24 protein-coding genes are annotated in these 16,859 nt (G+C 67.9%); 16 read left to right on the forward strand and 8 right to left on the reverse strand.

Annotation, left to right across the window (positions count from 1 at the left end; genetic code table 11):
• Positions 1-6: 6 nt before the first annotated feature.
• The gene (locus Hhyl6_RS02370; protein WP_483737621.1) at positions 7-279 is read right to left on the reverse strand and encodes an HAH_0734 family protein; all 273 of its coding nucleotides are present in this window, start codon (positions 277-279) and stop codon (positions 7-9) included.
• A 138-nt stretch (positions 280-417) separates the two neighbouring features.
• On the opposite strand from Hhyl6_RS02370, the gene Hhyl6_RS02375 reads away from it, so the two are divergent.
• From Hhyl6_RS02375 to Hhyl6_RS02400, 6 genes are read left to right on the forward strand one after another with little or no spacing between them, the layout of a single operon-like run.
• Positions 418-696: a 50S ribosomal protein L44e gene (locus Hhyl6_RS02375; RefSeq protein WP_483737622.1), complete on the forward strand. Its 279-nt coding sequence runs from the start codon at positions 418-420 to the stop codon at positions 694-696.
• Positions 697-698: 2 nt separating this feature from the next.
• Positions 699-872, forward strand: coding sequence for a 30S ribosomal protein S27e (locus Hhyl6_RS02380; protein ID WP_483737623.1), 174 nt, complete (start codon positions 699-701; stop codon positions 870-872).
• Position 873: 1 nt separating this feature from the next.
• Complete coding sequence (locus tag Hhyl6_RS02385; RefSeq protein WP_483737624.1) at positions 874-1,674, forward strand: translation initiation factor IF-2 subunit alpha; 801 nt, start codon at positions 874-876, stop codon at positions 1,672-1,674.
• A 2-nt stretch (positions 1,675-1,676) separates the two neighbouring features.
• On the forward strand, positions 1,677-1,859 hold the full coding sequence (locus Hhyl6_RS02390; RefSeq protein WP_483737625.1) for an RNA-protein complex protein Nop10: 183 nt from the start codon (positions 1,677-1,679) through the stop codon (positions 1,857-1,859).
• Between the two features lie 5 nt (positions 1,860-1,864).
• Positions 1,865-2,623: a proteasome assembly chaperone family protein gene (locus Hhyl6_RS02395; RefSeq protein ID WP_483737626.1), complete on the forward strand. Its 759-nt coding sequence runs from the start codon at positions 1,865-1,867 to the stop codon at positions 2,621-2,623.
• Positions 2,624-2,662: 39 nt separating this feature from the next.
• Entirely contained in the window at positions 2,663-3,262 is a 600-nt protein-coding gene (locus Hhyl6_RS02400; RefSeq protein WP_483737627.1) for a J domain-containing protein, read from the forward strand.
• A gap of 2 nt (positions 3,263-3,264) precedes the next feature.
• Here Hhyl6_RS02400 and Hhyl6_RS02405 read toward each other — a convergent pair whose 3' ends face one another.
• The 3 genes from Hhyl6_RS02405 to Hhyl6_RS02415 form a co-directional block, all read right to left on the reverse strand.
• Positions 3,265-4,050: a hypothetical protein gene (locus Hhyl6_RS02405; RefSeq protein ID WP_483737628.1), complete on the reverse strand. Its 786-nt coding sequence runs from the start codon at positions 4,048-4,050 to the stop codon at positions 3,265-3,267.
• A gap of 68 nt (positions 4,051-4,118) precedes the next feature.
• Positions 4,119-4,577: a DUF6653 family protein gene (locus Hhyl6_RS02410; protein WP_483737629.1), complete on the reverse strand. Its 459-nt coding sequence runs from the start codon at positions 4,575-4,577 to the stop codon at positions 4,119-4,121.
• Positions 4,578-4,616: 39 nt separating this feature from the next.
• Positions 4,617-5,744 carry a threonine synthase gene (locus Hhyl6_RS02415; protein WP_483737630.1) on the reverse strand — a complete coding sequence of 376 codons (1,128 nt, stop codon included), beginning with the start codon at positions 5,742-5,744 and terminating at the stop codon, positions 4,617-4,619.
• Between the two features lie 82 nt (positions 5,745-5,826).
• On the opposite strand from Hhyl6_RS02415, the gene Hhyl6_RS02420 reads away from it, so the two are divergent.
• A complete protein-coding gene (locus tag Hhyl6_RS02420) occupies positions 5,827-7,092 on the forward strand; it encodes an NAD(P)/FAD-dependent oxidoreductase (RefSeq protein WP_483737631.1) in 1,266 nt (421 codons plus the stop codon).
• A 29-nt stretch (positions 7,093-7,121) separates the two neighbouring features.
• Here the strand turns inward: Hhyl6_RS02420 and Hhyl6_RS02425 are convergent, their stop codons facing one another.
• Together Hhyl6_RS02425 and Hhyl6_RS02430 are read right to left on the reverse strand one after the other, a co-directional pair.
• Positions 7,122-7,277 carry a hypothetical protein gene (locus Hhyl6_RS02425; RefSeq protein ID WP_166969185.1) on the reverse strand — a complete coding sequence of 52 codons (156 nt, stop codon included), beginning with the start codon at positions 7,275-7,277 and terminating at the stop codon, positions 7,122-7,124.
• Positions 7,278-7,382: 105 nt separating this feature from the next.
• Complete coding sequence (locus tag Hhyl6_RS02430) at positions 7,383-8,063, reverse strand: metallophosphoesterase (RefSeq protein ID WP_483737632.1); 681 nt, start codon at positions 8,061-8,063, stop codon at positions 7,383-7,385.
• Between the two features lie 83 nt (positions 8,064-8,146).
• Between Hhyl6_RS02430 and Hhyl6_RS02435 the strand changes: the two genes are divergently transcribed.
• The gene (locus tag Hhyl6_RS02435; RefSeq protein ID WP_483737633.1) at positions 8,147-8,917 is read left to right on the forward strand and encodes a DUF7839 domain-containing protein; all 771 of its coding nucleotides are present in this window, start codon (positions 8,147-8,149) and stop codon (positions 8,915-8,917) included.
• Positions 8,918-9,018: 101 nt separating this feature from the next.
• Here Hhyl6_RS02435 and Hhyl6_RS02440 read toward each other — a convergent pair whose 3' ends face one another.
• Positions 9,019-10,236 (reverse strand): RNA-guided endonuclease InsQ/TnpB family protein, encoded by a 1,218-nt coding sequence (locus Hhyl6_RS02440; RefSeq protein WP_483737634.1) that lies wholly within the window; start codon positions 10,234-10,236, stop codon positions 9,019-9,021.
• Between the two features lie 169 nt (positions 10,237-10,405).
• Between Hhyl6_RS02440 and Hhyl6_RS02445 the strand changes: the two genes are divergently transcribed.
• From Hhyl6_RS02445 to Hhyl6_RS02480, 8 genes are all read left to right on the forward strand, one after another.
• Complete coding sequence (locus tag Hhyl6_RS02445) at positions 10,406-10,588, forward strand: hypothetical protein (RefSeq protein WP_483737635.1); 183 nt, start codon at positions 10,406-10,408, stop codon at positions 10,586-10,588.
• Positions 10,589-10,647: 59 nt separating this feature from the next.
• On the forward strand, positions 10,648-11,811 hold the full coding sequence (locus Hhyl6_RS02450; protein ID WP_483737636.1) for a thiolase family protein: 1,164 nt from the start codon (positions 10,648-10,650) through the stop codon (positions 11,809-11,811).
• Between the two features lie 156 nt (positions 11,812-11,967).
• Entirely contained in the window at positions 11,968-12,339 is a 372-nt protein-coding gene (locus Hhyl6_RS02455; RefSeq protein ID WP_483737637.1) for a hypothetical protein, read from the forward strand.
• 64 nt (positions 12,340-12,403) lie between these two features.
• Entirely contained in the window at positions 12,404-13,528 is a 1,125-nt protein-coding gene (locus tag Hhyl6_RS02460) for a pyridoxal phosphate-dependent aminotransferase (RefSeq protein WP_483737638.1), read from the forward strand.
• Positions 13,529-13,707: 179 nt separating this feature from the next.
• Positions 13,708-13,986 (forward strand): ArsR/SmtB family transcription factor, encoded by a 279-nt coding sequence (locus Hhyl6_RS02465; protein WP_166972989.1) that lies wholly within the window; start codon positions 13,708-13,710, stop codon positions 13,984-13,986.
• A 37-nt stretch (positions 13,987-14,023) separates the two neighbouring features.
• Complete coding sequence (locus Hhyl6_RS02470) at positions 14,024-14,320, forward strand: DUF8036 family membrane protein (protein WP_483737639.1); 297 nt, start codon at positions 14,024-14,026, stop codon at positions 14,318-14,320.
• 60 nt (positions 14,321-14,380) lie between these two features.
• Positions 14,381-14,752 carry a hypothetical protein gene (locus Hhyl6_RS02475; protein ID WP_483737640.1) on the forward strand — a complete coding sequence of 124 codons (372 nt, stop codon included), beginning with the start codon at positions 14,381-14,383 and terminating at the stop codon, positions 14,750-14,752.
• A 61-nt stretch (positions 14,753-14,813) separates the two neighbouring features.
• A complete protein-coding gene (locus tag Hhyl6_RS02480; RefSeq protein ID WP_483737641.1) occupies positions 14,814-15,668 on the forward strand; it encodes a UbiA family prenyltransferase in 855 nt (284 codons plus the stop codon).
• On the opposite strand, the gene Hhyl6_RS02485 is transcribed toward Hhyl6_RS02480, so the two are convergent.
• Complete coding sequence (locus Hhyl6_RS02485; protein WP_483737642.1) at positions 15,665-16,843, reverse strand: redox-regulated ATPase YchF; 1,179 nt, start codon at positions 16,841-16,843, stop codon at positions 15,665-15,667. The genes Hhyl6_RS02480 and Hhyl6_RS02485 overlap by 4 nt on opposite strands.
• Between the last annotated feature and the right edge of the window lie 16 nt (positions 16,844-16,859).

Raw genomic sequence — 16,859 nt, forward strand, 5'->3', positions numbered from 1 at the left:
GCAGAATTAGGCTTCGGCGTTCGGCGCGCCGCGTTCGCGGAGGACAGTGACGGCCTCTGCCTCTACGTCGTCGGTGTCGAGGTGCATCGGGATGTAGTCCTGTCGCTTGAACGTCTCCTCCTCGTCTTCTTGCCCCACCGTACACCACAGTTGCGGGCGGTCCGGGCCGTGCCAGTCGCCCTGTCGAGCCACGGCGAACACTTCGTACTCGTCGCCGTCGTACTCGATGCGGCCGCCCTTCCGGAGGCCGGGGTCCCCGTGGATGATGAGCTTCTTCATGGGGGTGACTTGGCAAACGGCGTACTTAGAAACTTCGAAGGGAGCGCGTGACGCTCCCGCACAGGGGGACGGCGCTCCGACTCCGAACCAAACGGGTTTTAAGCGGTCACACCAAATCGCTCCGTAAGGTCGATATCTATGGAGATGCCGCGACGCTTCAATACGTACTGTCCGCACTGTAACGAGCACAACGAACACGAGGTGGAGAAGGTCCGCTCCGGGCGCGAGACCGGGATGAAGTGGATCGACCGCCAGCGCGAGCGCAACTCCGGTATCGGGAACGACGGGAAGTTCTCGAAGGTCCCCGGTGGGGACAAGCCCACGAAGAAGACGGACCTCAAGTACCGCTGTTCGGACTGTGGCAAGGCCCACCTCCGCGAGGGATGGCGCGCCGGCCGACTGGAGTTCCAGGAGTAACCATGGCTGGAAGCTTCGTCACCGTCGCCTGTCCGGACTGCGAGAACGAACAGACCCTCTTCGAGAAGGCCGCGAGCGAGGTCTCGTGTGCCGTCTGCGGCCACACGCTCGCCCGCCCCACCGGCGGGAAGGCCGACATCGAAGGCGAAGTGACCGACGTCGTCGAGGCCCGATAGGATGAAATACAGCGGCTGGCCCGAACCGAGCGAACTCGTCGTCGGCAAGGTCGACGAGATCGAGGACTTCGGCGTGTTCGTCGACCTCGAGGAGTACGAGGGCAAGCGTGGCCTCTGTCACATCTCCGAGGTCGCAAGCGGATGGATAAAGAACGTCCGCGACCACGTCAACGAGGGTCAGACGGTCGTCGCCAAGGTGCTAGACGTCGACGAGAGCTCCCAGCAGATAGACCTCTCCATCAAGGACGTCAACGACCACCAGCGCAAAGAGAAGATCCAGGAGTGGAAGAACGAGCAGAAGGCCGACAACTGGATGGAACTAGCCTTCGGCGAGGACATCGGCGACGAGGCGTACGGTTCCATCGCCAACGCGCTGCTCGCGGAGTTCGGGTCGCTGTACGACGGCTTCGAGGCCGCCGCCATCCACGGCGCCGACGCCCTCGAAGAGACCGACCTCGAGGAGGACGAAGTCGAGGCCATCGTCCAGACCGCCCGGAACAACGTCTCGGTGCCATACGTCAACGTCACCGGCTACGTCGACCTGACGTGCCCCGCGAGCGACGGCGTCGACGTCATCAAGGAGGCGCTGAAGGCCGCCGAGGGCAACGGCGAGGTTCCCGAGGAGATTCAACTCGAAGTCACCTACGTCGGTTCGCCCGAGTACCGCATTCAGGTGCAGGCGCCCGACTACAAGACGGCCGAGGGCGAACTCGAAGAGAGCGCCGCCCGCGCACGGGCCGTCGTCGAGGAACACGGCGGTTCCGCCGGGTTCCACCGCGAGCGGACCGAAGACGACGAGTAGCGATGAAGTCCGACATCCGGGTGTGTTCGGCGTGGGACAGCGAACACGACGCCCCGATGTACACGCTCTCCGAGTCCTGTCCCGAGTGTGGCGCGGAGGCCGTCAACAGCGCCCCCGCGCCGTTCGACCCGACGGATCCTCACGGCGAGTATCGACGTTCACTTAAGCGCCGCAACCGCAGGTAAGCGGTATGGACGAATTCGACATCGAAGTACTCGCCGACCCGGACCTCGAGGACCCCGTCCTCGTCGAGGGACTTCCCGGTGTCGGCCACGTCGGCAAACTCGCCGCCGAGCACCTGCTGGAGGAACTGGACAGCGAACTCGTCCGGCGCGTCTACTCGACGCACTTCCCGCCGCAGGTCAGCATCGACGACCGGACGGCACAACTCGCGGCCGCCGAGTTCCACGCCGTCACGCCCGAGGACGGGCGGGACATGCTCGTCCTCTCCGGCGACCATCAGGCACAGGACAGCGAGGGCCACTACGGCCTGACCGACGCCTTCCTCGACGTCGCCGAGGAGTTCGGCGTCGAGGAGGTGTTCGCGCTGGGCGGGGTGCCCACGGGCGAACTCATCGACGAGTACGACGTGTTGGGCGCGACGACCACCGACGAGTTCGCCGACACGCTCGAAGAATCGGGCGTCGTCTTCCGCGAGGACGAACCCGCGGGCGGCATCGTCGGCGTCTCGGGTCTGCTACTCGGTCTCGGGAGCCGCCGCGGCATCCCGGCGGCCTGTCTCATGGGCGAGACGTCGGGCTACCTCGTCGACCCCAAGAGCGCACAGGCCGTCCTCGAAATCCTCCAGGACGTCGTCGGCTTCGACGTGGACTACGAGTCCCTCGAAGAGCGGGCCGACGAGATGGAGGAGGTCGTCCGGAAGATACAGGAGATGGAACAGCAGAACGCCCCGTCGCCGGCCGACGAGGACCTGCGGTACATCGGGTAGAGCGAGAATTTCTTTACCGCGCGGTCCCAATCACGGGCCGTGCAGGCAGACCCCGGAACGGTGCCAGAGTGGCTCCTCCTCGGCGTCCTGTTGGGCGCAGGTGGGAGCCTGCTGGTGGCCGGTCTCTTCGTCGTCGCGGCGAGGCTCTTCCCGGCCGAGCAACAGGCACGTCAGATGCGAGACGGCGGCGAGGAGCGCCGCCGCGCCGAACTCCGGGAGTACCTCCAGGCCATCGACGAGCAGTTCGCCGAGAACCACTTCGTCGAGGGCCAACACGTCGCCTTCTACCTCCCCAAGCGGGACGTGGCCATCACGTTCGATGCTCGGGCGTACTACCGCATCGAGCGCTCGCCGACGTGGCCGGTGCTGGTGGAACACGAGATGCCCGGCGTCCACCTCGGCGCGCGCCTCCCCTTCGAGACGCCGGAGGTGTCGCTCGGGCCGACCCCCGAGCGGTCGGCGGACCCGACGTTGCAGGCGTTCGCGGAGTTGGGGCTTCGACAGACGGCCACACTGTCGGAGGTGAAAGCCGCCTACCGCGACCGGGTGAAGGAAGTCCACCCGGACCACGGCGGCGACGAGGACGAGTTCAAGCGTGTGCGGGAGGCCTACACGATGGCGAAACAGCACGCCTCGTAGCCTCAGCGTTCGGGCGAGGGGTAGTTCCCGCGGCCCGTCTCGGTGTGGCCGGACGCTTCGACCCACCCGTCCTGTGGCCCGGTGGCGTTGGCGTGGACCCGGTCGAGGTAACTGTTGCCCGTCCACCCGCCGGTGAACCACTCGTTGGACCCGACGACCATGACGCTCGCGTCCACGCGGGCGTCCTCGGGGGCGTCGTAGGAGAGGTACACGGGCGCGTCGTAGGCGAAACACGCCGTCTCGTCGCGATACGGGAGCGGACAGTCGGTGAGCGACCGGGTCACCCCGTCCCCGTAGAGCGTCGGTGAAGCACCCACGGGCGTTCGCGTCTCGATGGGGTAGGTCGCGTCACGGAGGGTCGTCGCGGCGACGGTGCGACGCGTCCGGGCCACGTGGTCGGGGTTCTCCGGGTCGTACTCGGACTCGGCGATGCGCTCCTGTCGGCCGACCCCGTCCTCCTCGACGTAGCGGTAGTACCGTGTCTCGACGGTGAACTCGTCGGCGGTGAGTTCGAGCATCGGGCCGTACTCGGTGTCGACGACGCCGGCGGCGAACGCGCCCTCGAACGTGCCGTTCGGCGCGACGTCGGCCGCCTCGAACGTGGCGTTGCCGTCGACCTGTGGCAACGGCACGCGGATGGTGACGTTGCGGAGCGTCTCGTCGGCGTCGACGCCGACGCTGAGGTCGTAGTTGCTCGAATAGCTGTCCGGATTCGTGGCGAAAAACGAGCAGCCAGCGGTGAACAGCAGGCAGACGGTCAGCAACAGCAAGAGGGGGCGACGGGGCATTGTGAGTCAGCTCAGTGTCACGTCTGTTTCCCCGCAGTTCACAAAACCGTTCGGGGACTCCGGGGCTGTCACTGGCCACCGTAGGCGTCTCGCTCGGCCTCGTAGAGGTGGACCATCTCGGCGACGAACCAGAGTTTCAGCGTCATCGCGAGGGCCGTCGCGAGCGTCGTCTCGGCGGGGCGGCGGCGGACAGCGCCGTAGAGTGCGTACAGCGCCGCCGCCCCGTTGAGATAGTTCAGGACAGTCGGGTAGCTCAGCGGGTCGTGGTCCCGTTCGGTCCAGAGACGCTCGCCGTAGACGCCCTTCGTCATCCACGCGCTGTCGTCCGCCGGCGGGGCGAACAGGAACGGGTTGACTGCGACGAACGCAAGCGTCAGCGCGAGGCCGCGCCAGTCCCGACGATAGAGGCAGGTGATAAGCAGGGGGAGCGTCGGGACGCGCGACCACCCGCTCTTGGGGTTGGCGTGGCGCGCCCAGAAGTACCGGTCGAGCGCCGAGTCGTCGGTGGGATGCGGGGGGTGAGCCATACCGAACAGTCGACAGGCCCCGTCAAATCGCTACCGCCCTCAGATGCCCTGACTCATCAGGTGCGAGCGCAGGAGGTCGGCTTCCTTGCTCCCGGCCACGGGGTTGACCAGTACCACGTCGTCGCCCGCGGCGACGTCGCCCCGGTCGGCCAGCGTACGCACGCCGGCGACGGCGGTGCCGCCGGTCGCGCCGACTTCCGGCCCCATCTCACACCCGTCGACGGCGCCCTGCAAGACGTCTTTGTCCGACACCGCGACGGCGCCACCGTCGGTACCAGCGAGAGCGGCGACGGCGGCGGTCCCGGCGGCCGGGTCGGGCACTTCGAGGGGCCCGACGATGGTGTCGGGACGCTCGACGACGAGGGGGGCGCTCTCGCCCGCCCGGACCGCGTCGGCTATCGGGGCCGCGTTCTCGGGTTGGGCCGCGTAGATTCGGGGGACGGCGTCGACGAGGCCGGCCGACGCGGCGAGCGCGAACCCCCGTTCGAGTCCCACCACCGTCTCGCCGTGGCCGGTCGGATGGACGACGGCGTCCGGGGCCGACCACTCGCGGTCCGCGAGAAGTTCGAGCGCGAGGGCGGTGCCGCCGGCGACCCGGAACGGGTGGCCCGGCGCGACGGGGACGAACTCGTCGTCGCTGTCCTCGAATGCCCCGACGGCGTCCTCGTAGCGGCCCTCGACGACTCGCATGTCCCCGCCGTGGACGTTCACCATCGCCTTGTTGAGGAACGGACAGCGCGACGGGACGAACCCCTTCGAGTCGATGCCCGCGCGGGCGGCGTAGGCCGCGGCGGCCTGCGCGCCGTTGCCCGTCGAGGGGGTGGCGACACGCTCGGCCCCCTGCTGGACGGCCGCGGAGACGGCCAGCGCGAGTTTCCGGTCGGCGAGCGACCCGGTCGGGTTGCGGCCCTCGTCCTTGACCGCGACGCTCCCGACGCCGAGTTCGTCGGCCAGCGTCGGCACCGAGACGAGCGGTGTGGTCCCCTCGTCGATGCTGACGGCTGTCTCGACCGGGAACAGGCGGACGTCGTCAGGACTCGTCACCTCGTCGGCGTCGTACTCCGGTGCGAGGACGTCGCCGCAGTCGGGACAGCGCGCTCGGCCGGGGTCGGCCGACTCGTCACAGGCGGTACAGGAGAGACCACGGAACGCCGCTGTCGTCTGCATACTCGTCTCTCGGGACAGCAGCCACAAGTGTCGTCCGGTCCACTCCAGCACGCTCTTGGGCCATGCGTCCGAACCGGCGGCCATGACAGACGTCGTCGTCGCCGGCGGTGGCCTCGCGGGACTGGTCGCGGCCCGCCACCTCGCCGAGTCGGGGGTAGACGTGACCGTGTTCGAGGCGAACGACACCGTGGGCGGGCGGGTCCGGACCGCCCACGAGGACGGGTACACCTTCGACCGGGGGTTTCAGGTGCTGTTCTCGGCGTATCCGGCCGTCCAGCGGGAACTCGACGTCGAGGCGCTCTCGCCGCGGCCGTTCACGCCCGGCGCGACCATCGCGCGGCCGAACCACCGGTCGGTGCTGTCGGACCCGCTCCGGAACCCGACGGCCGCGCCGCAGACGCTGTTCAACACCGACGTTCGGACGGCCGACAAACTCCGACTCTTTGCGCTCCAGCGGGAACTGGCGGGACGGGACCCCGATACAATCCTCGACGGCCCCGGCGGCGGGCAGACCATCGCCGAGTACCTCGCGGAGGAGGGGTTCTCGAAGCGGTTCGTCGAGCGGTTCGCCGCGCCGTTCTACGGCGGCATCACGCTGGACCGCTCGCTGGGCACCGACAGCGCCGTCTTCGAGTACACCTACAAGATGCTGAGCGAGGGCGAGATATTCGTCCCCGCGGCGGGGATGCAGGCGATGCCCGAGCAACTGGCCGACCGGGCCGTCGCCGCCGGGGCGAGCATCGAGACGGGACGGGCCGTGACCGACGTTCGCGGCGCGGACGACAGCGACGAGGTGACCGTCGAGGCCGGCGCGGAGACGCTGACCGTCGACGGTGCCGTCGTCGCCACCGACCCCGCGACGGCCACCGAGTTGACGCGAGTCGACGCCATCCCCGGCGAGACGTTGGGGTGTGTCACGCAGTACTTCTCGCTGCCGACGAGCAAGGCCCCGAGCATGGGCAAGCGCATCGTCCTCAACGCGGCCGACGACCGGCCGAACACCGTCGCGCCGATGTCGGCCGTCGCCGCCGAGTACGCGCCGGAGGGGATGGAACTGTACAGCGCGACGTTCCTCGGAACCCCCGACGAGGACGACGAGTCGCTTGCGCGAGCGGTCCGGACCGCGCTGGCGTCGTGGTACCCCGCCGCCGGGTTCGACTCGCTCGAACTGCTCCGGACCGACCGGGTGCCGTTCGCGCAGTTCGCCCAACCGCCGGGGTTCCGGGCGACGCTCCCCGACCCCGAGGCACCCGCCGGAAACGTCGTGTTGGCTGGCGACTACACCCGCTGGTCGTCGATTCAGGGGGCGCTGGAGAGCGGACGAGTCGCCGCGGAGAAGGTGAACTGAACGGACGGCGTCGATTGGGGGCGGCGGACCTAGGCTGCCGGACCGCCGCTACTCGTGTTTCCCTCGTGGCCCTCCTCGTCTTCGAGGAGTACCGCCGAGACGTACTTTATCGTCGCGAAGTACAGCAACAGCAGGCAGAGCAGCGTTATCGCGATAAGCGCGAGTGCGGCACCAGTCTGAACCATGTCCGACCGTCCACCGCGATGGCCCAAATACCTACCGCTATACGCCGCGGTTTCTCGCGTCACCGCGCCGTTCGGGGGCGTCTCCCGGCGGTCGGCGTCCCTCGGCTACAGCATCCGGCGGAACTCGCCGAGCGGCGGGAACGACCGCGTCTCGCGGCCGCTCTCGTCCCAGACGACGGGTTCGAGTCGGTCGGCGTCGGTGACGAGCGGTGACTGGAACTCCGCGGCGGACATCTCGTTGACGACGACGCCGGCGTTGAGGCGGTTGAACGACGGGAGCATCACCACGTCGCTCCCCTCGTACTGGTCCGGCCCGACAAGATAGCACGGCCGTCGCTGGCCCTCGATGACGATGGTCGGGTGGTCGTGACCGACGACGTAGCGGTCGGCGTCGCCCTCGGGGGCCTCGTGACCGTGCAGGACGACGGTGTCGCCGACGGGGTACTCCCGTTCGGTCGGTCCGTCCCACACCGATTCGAGCATCGCGTCGTGGTTGCCGGGCGTGACGAGGAGGCGCGCACCACCGTCGCGGCACGCGGCCTTCAGGCCCGCCACGGTGTCCTCGACGGTCCGCGGCACCGTGCTGAACGAGTGTAGCAAATCCCCCGCGACGACCACCGTCTCGGCGGCGTGTCGCTCGACGAGCGAGCGGAACCGCTCGACCACGTCGGTACTCGACCCGACCGGAAACTCCAGATTACCCCCTGTGCCCCGGCCGACGTGGAGGTCCGCGACCACGAGCGTCTCGTCCAGCATGAGCGCGCGGTCGTCGTATCGAAGCGCCATCGGGTCCATCTCGGTGGTACGGACACATATCGCTGGCGTCCGCAGGACAGAGGTATTTTTAGCCGGGACACCGAGGGGCGTGTATGGTCGACGTCCTCGAAAACAAGCGGGCCGCGACGCGCTTTCGCATTCTCGTCGAGATAGCGGAGCGCCAACCCGCGGTCAGTCAGGGTGAGATAGCAGAGGCCGTCGGGGTGACGAGTCAGGCGGTCAGCGAGTACATCCGCGACCTGGTCGACGAGGACCTCGTGGAGAAGGAGGGGCGCTCGCGCTACCGGGTCACGAAGGAGGGGGTCGACTGGGTGTTCCAATCGGCTACCGACGTGCGCCGGTTCGTCGACAGGGTGACGGACGACGTCCTCGGGAGCGTTCAGGAGGACGCCGCCATCGCCGAGGCCGACTTGTCGGAGGGGCAGACTGTCTCGCTCTCGCTCTCGGAGGGGTTGCTCCACGCCGCGCCCGGCGACGCCGGCGAGGCGACGGGCGTGACGACCACCAGCGCCGAGGCCGGGTCGGTCGTCGGCGTCACCGGGTTCGAGGGCGTCATGGACCTCGAACCCGGCCACGTCAGCGTCGTGCAGGTCCCGCCGATTCGCTCGGGGGCAGTCGAGAACGCGACGGACATCGCCGCGGCCTGTGAGGACGTCCCCATCGTCACGGCGGCGGGCGTCGAGGCGGTCGCGGCCCTCCGCGAAGCGGGCGTCGAACCGACGACGTACTTCGCGTCGGGCGAGGTCGCCGCCGACGCCGCCTCTCGCGGGTTGGACGCCGTGGTCGTGGCGACGCAGGACTCCGTCGGTCGCGTGACCGACGCCCTCCGCGACGCGAACGTCGGCTACGACGTGACGCAGTAAATCGCCTCGGGGTCAAGTGGTTCGAGAGACGGAGTCTCTCGTCATCACGAGACGGCTGAGCCGTCTCGGATGACCCCGAGGCTTTCGCGTGGACTCCCGTTCTATGCCTCAATAGGGGCAGGGGGTACGTACTCCCCACTCACGTTCAGCGTCCCGCGATTCAGGCGCACATCTACGGGTGCGCCTCCGTCGCCTGCGTTTTGCCTGCGACGGAGATACTGCAATCCGATGTTCTTCGAGGCGTTGTAGTCGGCGTGGTTCTCGTACCCACACTGCTGACACTCGAGCGACTCTCCCACCCGATTATCCTCGTGGGTACATCCACACGTCGAGCAACGCTTCGACGTGTTACGCGGGTCAACCTGTACGACTTCGACACCGTGTTCTTCGGCCTTGTATTCGACGTACTCGTAGAGGCGCCGAAACGCCCAGACGTGTTGCCACGTCGCCTCTGGAATATTCTCCCGAATGTGGGTCAAGTCCTCGAACACGATGTGCGAACAATCGTTCTCGACGGCCTCCTCAATAAGTTCGTTCGCCACCGTGTGCAGGTATATCTCGAAACGCCCGTACTCTTTCCGACCGACGTTCTCGATGTTCTCGTGGGCATGGCGAGAGCCACACTGCTGGAGCGATCCACGACGCTTCTCGTACTCTCGACGCCAGTGGTTGAACTCGTCCGCCGACCAAAATCGTCCCGTCGAAGCAACCGCGAGGTTGTTGACACCCAAATCCACACCAAGGACTGTTCTGTGCTTGGACTCGGATTCAGACGGTTCCTCGTCTACTTCGACTTTCCGCATCGAGGCGTGGAGATACCAGTCACCGTCGCGGTACTGCAAGTGCGCCATCCGAAACTCGAAGTCCTCGTCGGAGACGTACTTGGTCGGCGGTGTCTCAGAGCCGTCGGGGAGGATGTAGTCGCACTCAACACGCCCGTCGACGGTCGAAAGGGAAACGTGGTCACGGTGGAACGTTGCGCTTCGCTTGTCGTACACCGCGCTGTCGGCGGAGAAATATGGTTGCGACGTGTTCTCGCCACGTTTGAGGCGTTCGACGCCGCTTTTGACGGCCTCGACCGCCCTGCGAATCCCTTTCTGGACGAGGTTGGCGGTCAGGTCGGTTTCGTCGCGGAGTTGGTCGTAGAGGGCGCGTTCGGCTTTGGCTTTCGAGGTGACGTGGTATCCGTCGTCGCCGTGCCAGCACCACTCGCTTGCGGTGTTGGCGCAGTGTTTGAACTGCTCGACAGTCTCTCGAAGGGAGGTGTCGGCTCCTTCGGGAGTGTCGAGTTTGATGACGGCGGTACGACGGTATTCCACTGTGTTTCACATATATGGCTGGTGTTAGGTATATATGGAGGAGTTGGCTTGCCATTCGTAGCGTGGTTTGTGTCATCGGTTGTCGTCTTCCTCCCCGACCTCAAGGGTCGGGGCATCCGCCTCGTACCGCCTGTGAAACTTTTCCTCGTCGACGGCCGTCGGGTCAGACATGAGCAACACCGACGACGATTCGGACGACGACGTGACGACGGCCGTCGAGACGTTCCTCGGCGAAGCCGACTCCGCCTACGAGGAGTACGACAAGGGCTACACCGACGCGGACGCCGTCCTCCGGCGTCTGGAGGTCGCAATCGAAGCGTTGCGCGACGCGACCGACGGCGACGACCAGTGACTGGCGGGCCACCCGTCTCGGGGCCAACAGTATTGTAGTCTCGGCGTCACGTCTCGGCCATGACCGACGTGGTCGTGGTCGACGGCGCTCGCACAGCACACGGAAGTCTCCTCGGGTCCCTCGCCGAGAAGTCGGCGACGGACCTCGGGCAGGCGGCCGTCGAGGGGGTGTTGGACCGCACCGGCGTCGGCCCCGGCCTCGTCGACTGGGTGTGTCTGGGCAACGCCGTGCAGGCCGGAGTCGGGCAGGTGCCGGCCAGACAGGTCGTCGTGGAGTCGCCGCTCCCCGACGACTGCCCGGCCACGACCACCAACGAGGCGTCCGGGTCCGGCCTGCGGGCCATCGCGAACGCCGTGGACCGCATCGACGCGGGCCGGGCGTCGGCCTGCATCGCCGGCGGGATGGAGTCGATGTCCAACGCCCCATATCTCGTCCGCGAGATGCGCGGCGGCCGCCGCCACGGTGACACGACGCTCGTGGACGCGATGATTCACGACGCCCTGTGGGACGCGAACTACGACGCCCACATGGGGACGCTCACCGACCGCATCGCCGAGCGCTTCGACGTCTCCCGGCAGGCACAGGACGAGTACGCCCGGCGGAGCAACCACCGCGCCGCCGAGGCCATCGAAGCGGGCCACTTCGAGAAGGAGATGGTCCCCGTCGACGTGGGCGACCACCTCGTCACCGAGGACGAAGGGCCGCGCCCCGAGACGACGACGGAGACGCTCGCTAGACTCCCGCCGGCGTTCGACGAGGACGGGACCATCACGGCAGGGAACGCCTCGAAACTCTCGGACGGCGCGGGCGCGGTGCTGTTGGCCGACGCCGAGACGGTCGACGAGGCCGGTCTGGGGCCGATGGCCCACGTCGAGGACTACGCCGTCGCCTACCGGGACCCCGCGGAGTTCTCGCTGGCGGTCTGTGACGCCGTCTCGAAACTGCTGGAGCGAAACGACCTCTCGGTCGACGACGTGGACCACTTCGACCTCAACGAGGCGTTCGCCGCCCAGATGGTGTACGTCGCCGACGAACTCGGCCTTCCCCCGGAGAAACACAATCCGCTCGGCGGCGCGGTGGCGCTGGGCCACCCCATCGGCGCTAGCGGCGGCATCCTCACGACGACGCTCGTCTACGCGATGGAACGGGAGGACCACGACAGAGGCGTGGTTGGGATGAGCGTCGGCGGCGGGGGCGCTATCGCTATGTCGTTGGTTCGGTAGCATCGCCCGGCGGCGAGGCGAGTGAGCGTCGGCGGCGGGGGCGCTATCGCTATGTCGTTGGTTCGGTAGCACCGCCCGGCGACCGACGAATCGCTCAAACCGTCGTCGAAGCCACCCCAAAGACTTCACCCCGACCGGACTATCGCTCGGACACGGATGCCATCGACCCGACGGACGCTCCTCTACGGACTCGCGATGGTTGGACTCGTCCTCGCCGCGGGCGTCGTCTCGGCGACGGCGGCCGAGCGACGTGCGCTCGCGACCGAGACGGCGTACGTGGAGGGGCACCTCGACTCCGCCGACTGCCTCTCCGACTGGGGGACCAACGAGGGCGCGGGGCCGTCACGTGACGCCCGCATCACGAGGGTCACCGCCAGCGGCGTCTACGTCGACGTGACGCTCCCGTACGCCTACACCGTCGGGACCGGCGACGACCGCGTGTTCGCCGACACGGCGTCGGAAGCCGTCTACCGGGTCACGCCCACGGGTGCGCACCGCGTGAGCGGCGACGACGTCACGGTCTGCTGACTGGCCGGCCGGTGGCGGGGCCGAATCGGGAAGAATTATCGGCCACCGGCCGAAGAGAACGAACATGACCGGATTCTCCAGTCGCGTCGAACAGGTTTCCATCTCGGGCATCCGCGAGGTGTTCGAGGCCGCGGGCGAGGACGCCATCAACCTCGGCCTCGGGCAACCGGACTTCCCGACGCCGGACCACGCCCGCGAGGCCGCCGTCGAGGCCATCCAGTCGGGAAAGGTCGACGCCTACACCTCGAACAAGGGGACGCGCAAACTCCGCGAGGCCATCGCCGCGAAGCACGACCGGGACAACGACCTAGAGGTCGACCCCGAGGACGTCATCGCCACCTCCGGCGGGAGCGAGGCCCTCCACATCGCCTTGGAGGCTCACGTCGACGCTGGCGAAGAGGTCGTCTTCCCCGACCCCGGATTCGTCTCCTACGACGCGCTGACCCACCTCGCCGGCGGGACGCCCAAACCGGTGGGCCTGCGTGAGGACCTGACGATGGACCCGGCCACCGTCGAAGACGCCATCACCGACGAGACGGCGGCATTCGTCGTCAATTCGCCGGCCAACCCGACCGGCGCGGTCCAGTCGCCCGAGGACATGCGCGAGTTCGCCCGCATCGCGAGCGAGTACGACGTGCTCTGCGTCTCCGACGAGGTGTACGAGCATCAGGTGTTCGAGGGTGAACACCGCTCCCCGGCGGAGTTCGACGAGACGGGCAACGTCGTCGTCGTCAACGCCTGCTCGAAGGCCTACTCGATGACCGGGTGGCGCCTCGGGTGGGTCACCGGGTCGACCGAACGCATCGAGCGGATGCTCCGGGTCCACCAGTACGCGCAGGCCTGTGCCTCCGCGCCGGCCCAGTACGCCGCCGAGGCGGCGCTGACCGGCCCCCAAGAGCCAGTCGCTGAGATGCGGGAGGCCTTCGAGGAGCGCCGCGACGTCCTGCTGGACGGCTTCGAGGAGATGGGCTTGGAGTGTCCCACGCCGAAAGGGGCGTTCTACGCGATGCCGAAGGTGCCCGAGGGATGGGTCGACGAGGTCATAGAGCGCGGCGTCGTCGTCGTCCCCGGCGACGCCTTCGGCGAGAACGGCGACGGCTACGCCCGCATCTCCTACGCGACGGACCTTGAGACGCTGAAGGAGGCCATCGACGTCATGGCCGAGGCGACGGCCGCCGTTCGCGAGTAGTCCCGAAATTGGTACAGTCTCGGGAGAGTGTTGTAAGAACGGTTTTGGCCGTGGCTAGCGTCCCTCCGCCCGAACTTGCCGTGGTCCACGCACACGACAGCGACCGGCGGGCGGCCCGTGAGCGGACCGCCGAGAGACAGACCTTTGAGACAGGCGAGAGCAGTAGTCACGGAAGAGGGATGGAGAAAGCGCTCTGGTACCTGCTGACGGCGACGCGCGGCGGTGCCAACAGAGCGCGCATCATCGACGCCCTCACGGAGCGACCGATGAACGCAAACGAACTCGCCGACGAACTGGACGTGGGCTACAAGACGATACGCCACCACATGGAGCAACTCGAAGAGCACGACGTCGTCGAGTCCGGCGACGAGGACTACGCCAAACTGTACTTCCTCACCGACCGGTTCGACCAGTACCGGGACACCTTCGAGGACATCGTGGAGCAGATGGACCGATGAGGGCGCTGACCGCCACCTGCGGGGAGGGTGCCGACTGATGGCGATGGGACCGCTCATCACCGCGGCCGCGGTGCTCGCCGGCATCAACGTCCTCCTACTGTTGCCCCTGCTCGGCGTCTGGATACGCAACTACGCCACCTTCCGGACCGGACTGGTCGCCGGCCTCGTGGCCTTCGCGGTGGCGATGCTCGCGGAGAACGCCGTCGCCGTCTACTTCTTCTTCTCGATGCAGAGCTTCTACGCCGGGGACCCACACGTCCAGCAGGCTGTCCTCGTGTTGCGGGCGCTCCAGTTCGTCGCCATCGCCGGCCTGAGTTACACGACGCTGCGGTAGACACCGTCGACGTTACGGCGGCCGAAGGGTCGATAGTGGTCCGGCACGTAACCCTATCCGATGGACCACCTCGCACCGTCTAACGTCCCCGTCTACGCGACGCCCGACGAGCAGCAGGCAATCTGGGAACGCTGTGCGAACCGCGGCCAGCCGGTCATCGCCGTGCGCGAGGCCACACGGGGCCACATCGTCCGCTACGACCTCCAACACCTCGACAGACGGCTCTCACCGGCGACCGTTCAGCGACTCCGCGACAGAGTGCGCTCGCGCCGGCCCTACCCCACCGGAACGGACCCCATCTCCGAGACGGAGGGAGTCGGCGGCGAGGCCGGCCCCGTCTCGGGGGAACTCCACAGTCCCACGGCGGAGGCGGGTCGCGAACTGGCGTCCCACATCTCCGAGTTCGTCCTAGACCGCGACAACTGGTGGTAGTCGCGACCTAGCCGCGGGAAGCGTACGAGACTTTTTGACACGCCGGGCCTTCTGTCGCCGTATGGCAGTCGCCCGACACGACACGGGGGCCGTCGCGGCGGGCAGAGCGCTCGCCTCGCAGGTCCACCCCGTGTTCATGCTCCCGCCGCTGGCGACGTCGCTGTTCGGTGCGCTCCTCGCCGGGGACGTCGCGCTCCCCGTGGCGGCCCTCCACGCGGCGGCGATGTTCTTCGCCGTCTACACCGCCCACGTCAAGGACGGCTACGTCGACTTCCACCTCCGGAGCGAGGACGACGACCACCCGCTGACCGTCGGTGGGTGTCGGGGCGCCCTCGTCGGTGCGGGCCTCGGCTTTCTGGGCTGTACCGTCGGCCTGTGGGTGCTGGTCGGACCGGGAGCGGCCCTGCTGACGCTCCCGACGTGGGTCATCGGCTACACGCACGCGCCCCAACTCGACCTCAATCCGGTCGGGGCGACGATGGGGTACCCCACGGGCATCGCGCTGGCGTTGCTGGGCGGCTACTTCGCGCAGGCCGCGGCGTTCAGTCCGCGCGTCCTCGGCCTCGCCGCCGTCTTCCTCGTCTTGCTGACCGGCATCAAGATAATCGACGACGAGAAGGACTACGACTACGACCGCTCCATCGACAAGCGGACCGTGGCGGTCGTGTTGGGTCCCGAGCGAGCGCGGCGACTGGCCCGGTCTCTGCTCCTCGCGGCGATGGTCGGCGTCGTCGGCCTCGCGCTCACACTGCCGGGCGTCCCCCCGAGCGCCGCCGGCGCGGCCGTCGCCTTCGGCCTCGTGGCCGCCGTCGCCCACCGCGCCGAGTCGGAACTGGCGACGAAACTCCTGATTCGGGGCTCGTACCTCTTTCTGGCCGTCCTCGTCGCCGCGGTGTGGTTCCGGCCCTTGGTCTAGTTCTCGCTGATTATCTTGACGACCGCCCCCTCCTCGAGTTCCGTCTCGTCGCTGATGCGGCGGTTCTCGCGGGCGTCGACGGCGTGGGTGTAGCCGTCCCCGATGTCCGAGTGGACGGCGTAGGCGAGGTCCTTCGGAGTCGAGCCCCGAGGCAGGAGGTGGGCGTCGGGGAGGACGTTCCCCTGTCCGTCGGTCCACTTCGTGTCGTTCTGGACCGGGTAGGCCGTGATGTGGTCGAGTAGGTCGTAGACGGCGGTGTCCATCGCCTGCTGGACGCCGGTGCCGCCGTACTCGGCCATGACCTCGCGGATGCGGTCGAGGCCCTGTCGTTGCTGGTCGCTCACGTCGCCGACGATGTCGAAGTCCGGGTCGCCGGGGTCGTACGCTATCACGCCCGCCTCCGCGGCCTTCCGGAGGGCGAGTTCCCCGTCGGCCGTCGCGGGGACGACGACGTCGGCGGCCTCTCGCAGGCGCTCGACGTTGCCCTCGGGGGCGGCGTCGGCCTTGTTGGCCACGACGACGATGGGTTTCGTCCGCTGGCGTATCTCGCGCGCGAGGGCCTCGCGGTGCTCGTCGGTCCACGCGATGGGGTCCTCTGGGTAGTCGAGTTCGCGGAGAGTGCGGGCCACGTCGAGTTCGCTCGCGCCGACGCCGGCCAACAGGTCCAACAGCGCCTCGTCCAAGTCGAACTCCGGCGACCGAGACTGGCGCTCGACGGACTCCCAGTTGCGGTCGACGATGCTCGCTAGCCAGAGGTCCATCTCCTCCTCAACGAAGTCGACGTCCTCGACGGGGTCGTGTTCGCCGACTTCGACCGGTTCGCCCTCCTCGTTCGTGCCGCCCGAGGCGTCGACGACGTTGAGGATGACGTCGGCGTTCGTGAGTTCGTCGAGGAACTGGTTGCCGAGGCCGCGGCCCTCGTGAGCGCCCGGAACGAGGCCGGCCACGTCGATGAGTTCGACGGGGACGTAGCGCTTGCCGTCCCGGCAGTTGTCGTCGCCACAGCGCTCCTCGCGGTCCAGACAGGGACACTCGGTCCGGACGTGGCTCACGCCGCGGTTGGCGTCGATGGTCGTGAACGGGTAGTTCCCCACGTCGACGTCGGCCATCGTCGCCGCCTTGTAGAAGGTAGACTTCCCGGCGTTGGGTTTGCCAGCGAGTGCGATAGAGAGCATGCTACCCCCTACCAGA

The sequence above is a fragment of the Haloarcula sp. H-hyl6 genome, assembly GCF_056934455.1.

Bases quoted from the DNA above. Each gene is read 5' to 3' on its own strand.
- Hhyl6_RS02370 (WP_483737621.1), bottom strand. From the start codon at position 279: ATGAAGAAGCTCATCATCCACGGGGACCCCGGCCTCCGGAAGGGCGGC.
- Hhyl6_RS02375 (WP_483737622.1), top strand. From the start codon at position 418: ATGGAGATGCCGCGACGCTTCAATACGTACTGTCCGCACTGTAACGAG.
- Hhyl6_RS02380 (WP_483737623.1), top strand. From the start codon at position 699: ATGGCTGGAAGCTTCGTCACCGTCGCCTGTCCGGACTGCGAGAACGAA.
- Hhyl6_RS02385 (WP_483737624.1), top strand. From the start codon at position 874: ATGAAATACAGCGGCTGGCCCGAACCGAGCGAACTCGTCGTCGGCAAG.
- Hhyl6_RS02390 (WP_483737625.1), top strand. From the start codon at position 1,677: ATGAAGTCCGACATCCGGGTGTGTTCGGCGTGGGACAGCGAACACGAC.
- Hhyl6_RS02395 (WP_483737626.1), top strand. From the start codon at position 1,865: ATGGACGAATTCGACATCGAAGTACTCGCCGACCCGGACCTCGAGGAC.
- Hhyl6_RS02405 (WP_483737628.1), bottom strand. From the start codon at position 4,050: ATGCCCCGTCGCCCCCTCTTGCTGTTGCTGACCGTCTGCCTGCTGTTC.
- Hhyl6_RS02410 (WP_483737629.1), bottom strand. From the start codon at position 4,577: ATGGCTCACCCCCCGCATCCCACCGACGACTCGGCGCTCGACCGGTAC.
- Hhyl6_RS02415 (WP_483737630.1), bottom strand. From the start codon at position 5,744: ATGCAGACGACAGCGGCGTTCCGTGGTCTCTCCTGTACCGCCTGTGAC.
- Hhyl6_RS02420 (WP_483737631.1), top strand. From the start codon at position 5,827: ATGACAGACGTCGTCGTCGCCGGCGGTGGCCTCGCGGGACTGGTCGCG.
- Hhyl6_RS02425 (WP_166969185.1), bottom strand. From the start codon at position 7,277: ATGGTTCAGACTGGTGCCGCACTCGCGCTTATCGCGATAACGCTGCTC.
- Hhyl6_RS02430 (WP_483737632.1), bottom strand. From the start codon at position 8,063: ATGGCGCTTCGATACGACGACCGCGCGCTCATGCTGGACGAGACGCTC.
- Hhyl6_RS02435 (WP_483737633.1), top strand. From the start codon at position 8,147: ATGGTCGACGTCCTCGAAAACAAGCGGGCCGCGACGCGCTTTCGCATT.
- Hhyl6_RS02445 (WP_483737635.1), top strand. From the start codon at position 10,406: ATGAGCAACACCGACGACGATTCGGACGACGACGTGACGACGGCCGTC.
- Hhyl6_RS02450 (WP_483737636.1), top strand. From the start codon at position 10,648: ATGACCGACGTGGTCGTGGTCGACGGCGCTCGCACAGCACACGGAAGT.
- Hhyl6_RS02455 (WP_483737637.1), top strand. From the start codon at position 11,968: ATGCCATCGACCCGACGGACGCTCCTCTACGGACTCGCGATGGTTGGA.
- Hhyl6_RS02460 (WP_483737638.1), top strand. From the start codon at position 12,404: ATGACCGGATTCTCCAGTCGCGTCGAACAGGTTTCCATCTCGGGCATC.
- Hhyl6_RS02465 (WP_166972989.1), top strand. From the start codon at position 13,708: ATGGAGAAAGCGCTCTGGTACCTGCTGACGGCGACGCGCGGCGGTGCC.
- Hhyl6_RS02470 (WP_483737639.1), top strand. From the start codon at position 14,024: ATGGCGATGGGACCGCTCATCACCGCGGCCGCGGTGCTCGCCGGCATC.
- Hhyl6_RS02475 (WP_483737640.1), top strand. From the start codon at position 14,381: ATGGACCACCTCGCACCGTCTAACGTCCCCGTCTACGCGACGCCCGAC.
- Hhyl6_RS02480 (WP_483737641.1), top strand. From the start codon at position 14,814: ATGGCAGTCGCCCGACACGACACGGGGGCCGTCGCGGCGGGCAGAGCG.
- Hhyl6_RS02485 (WP_483737642.1), bottom strand. From the start codon at position 16,843: ATGCTCTCTATCGCACTCGCTGGCAAACCCAACGCCGGGAAGTCTACC.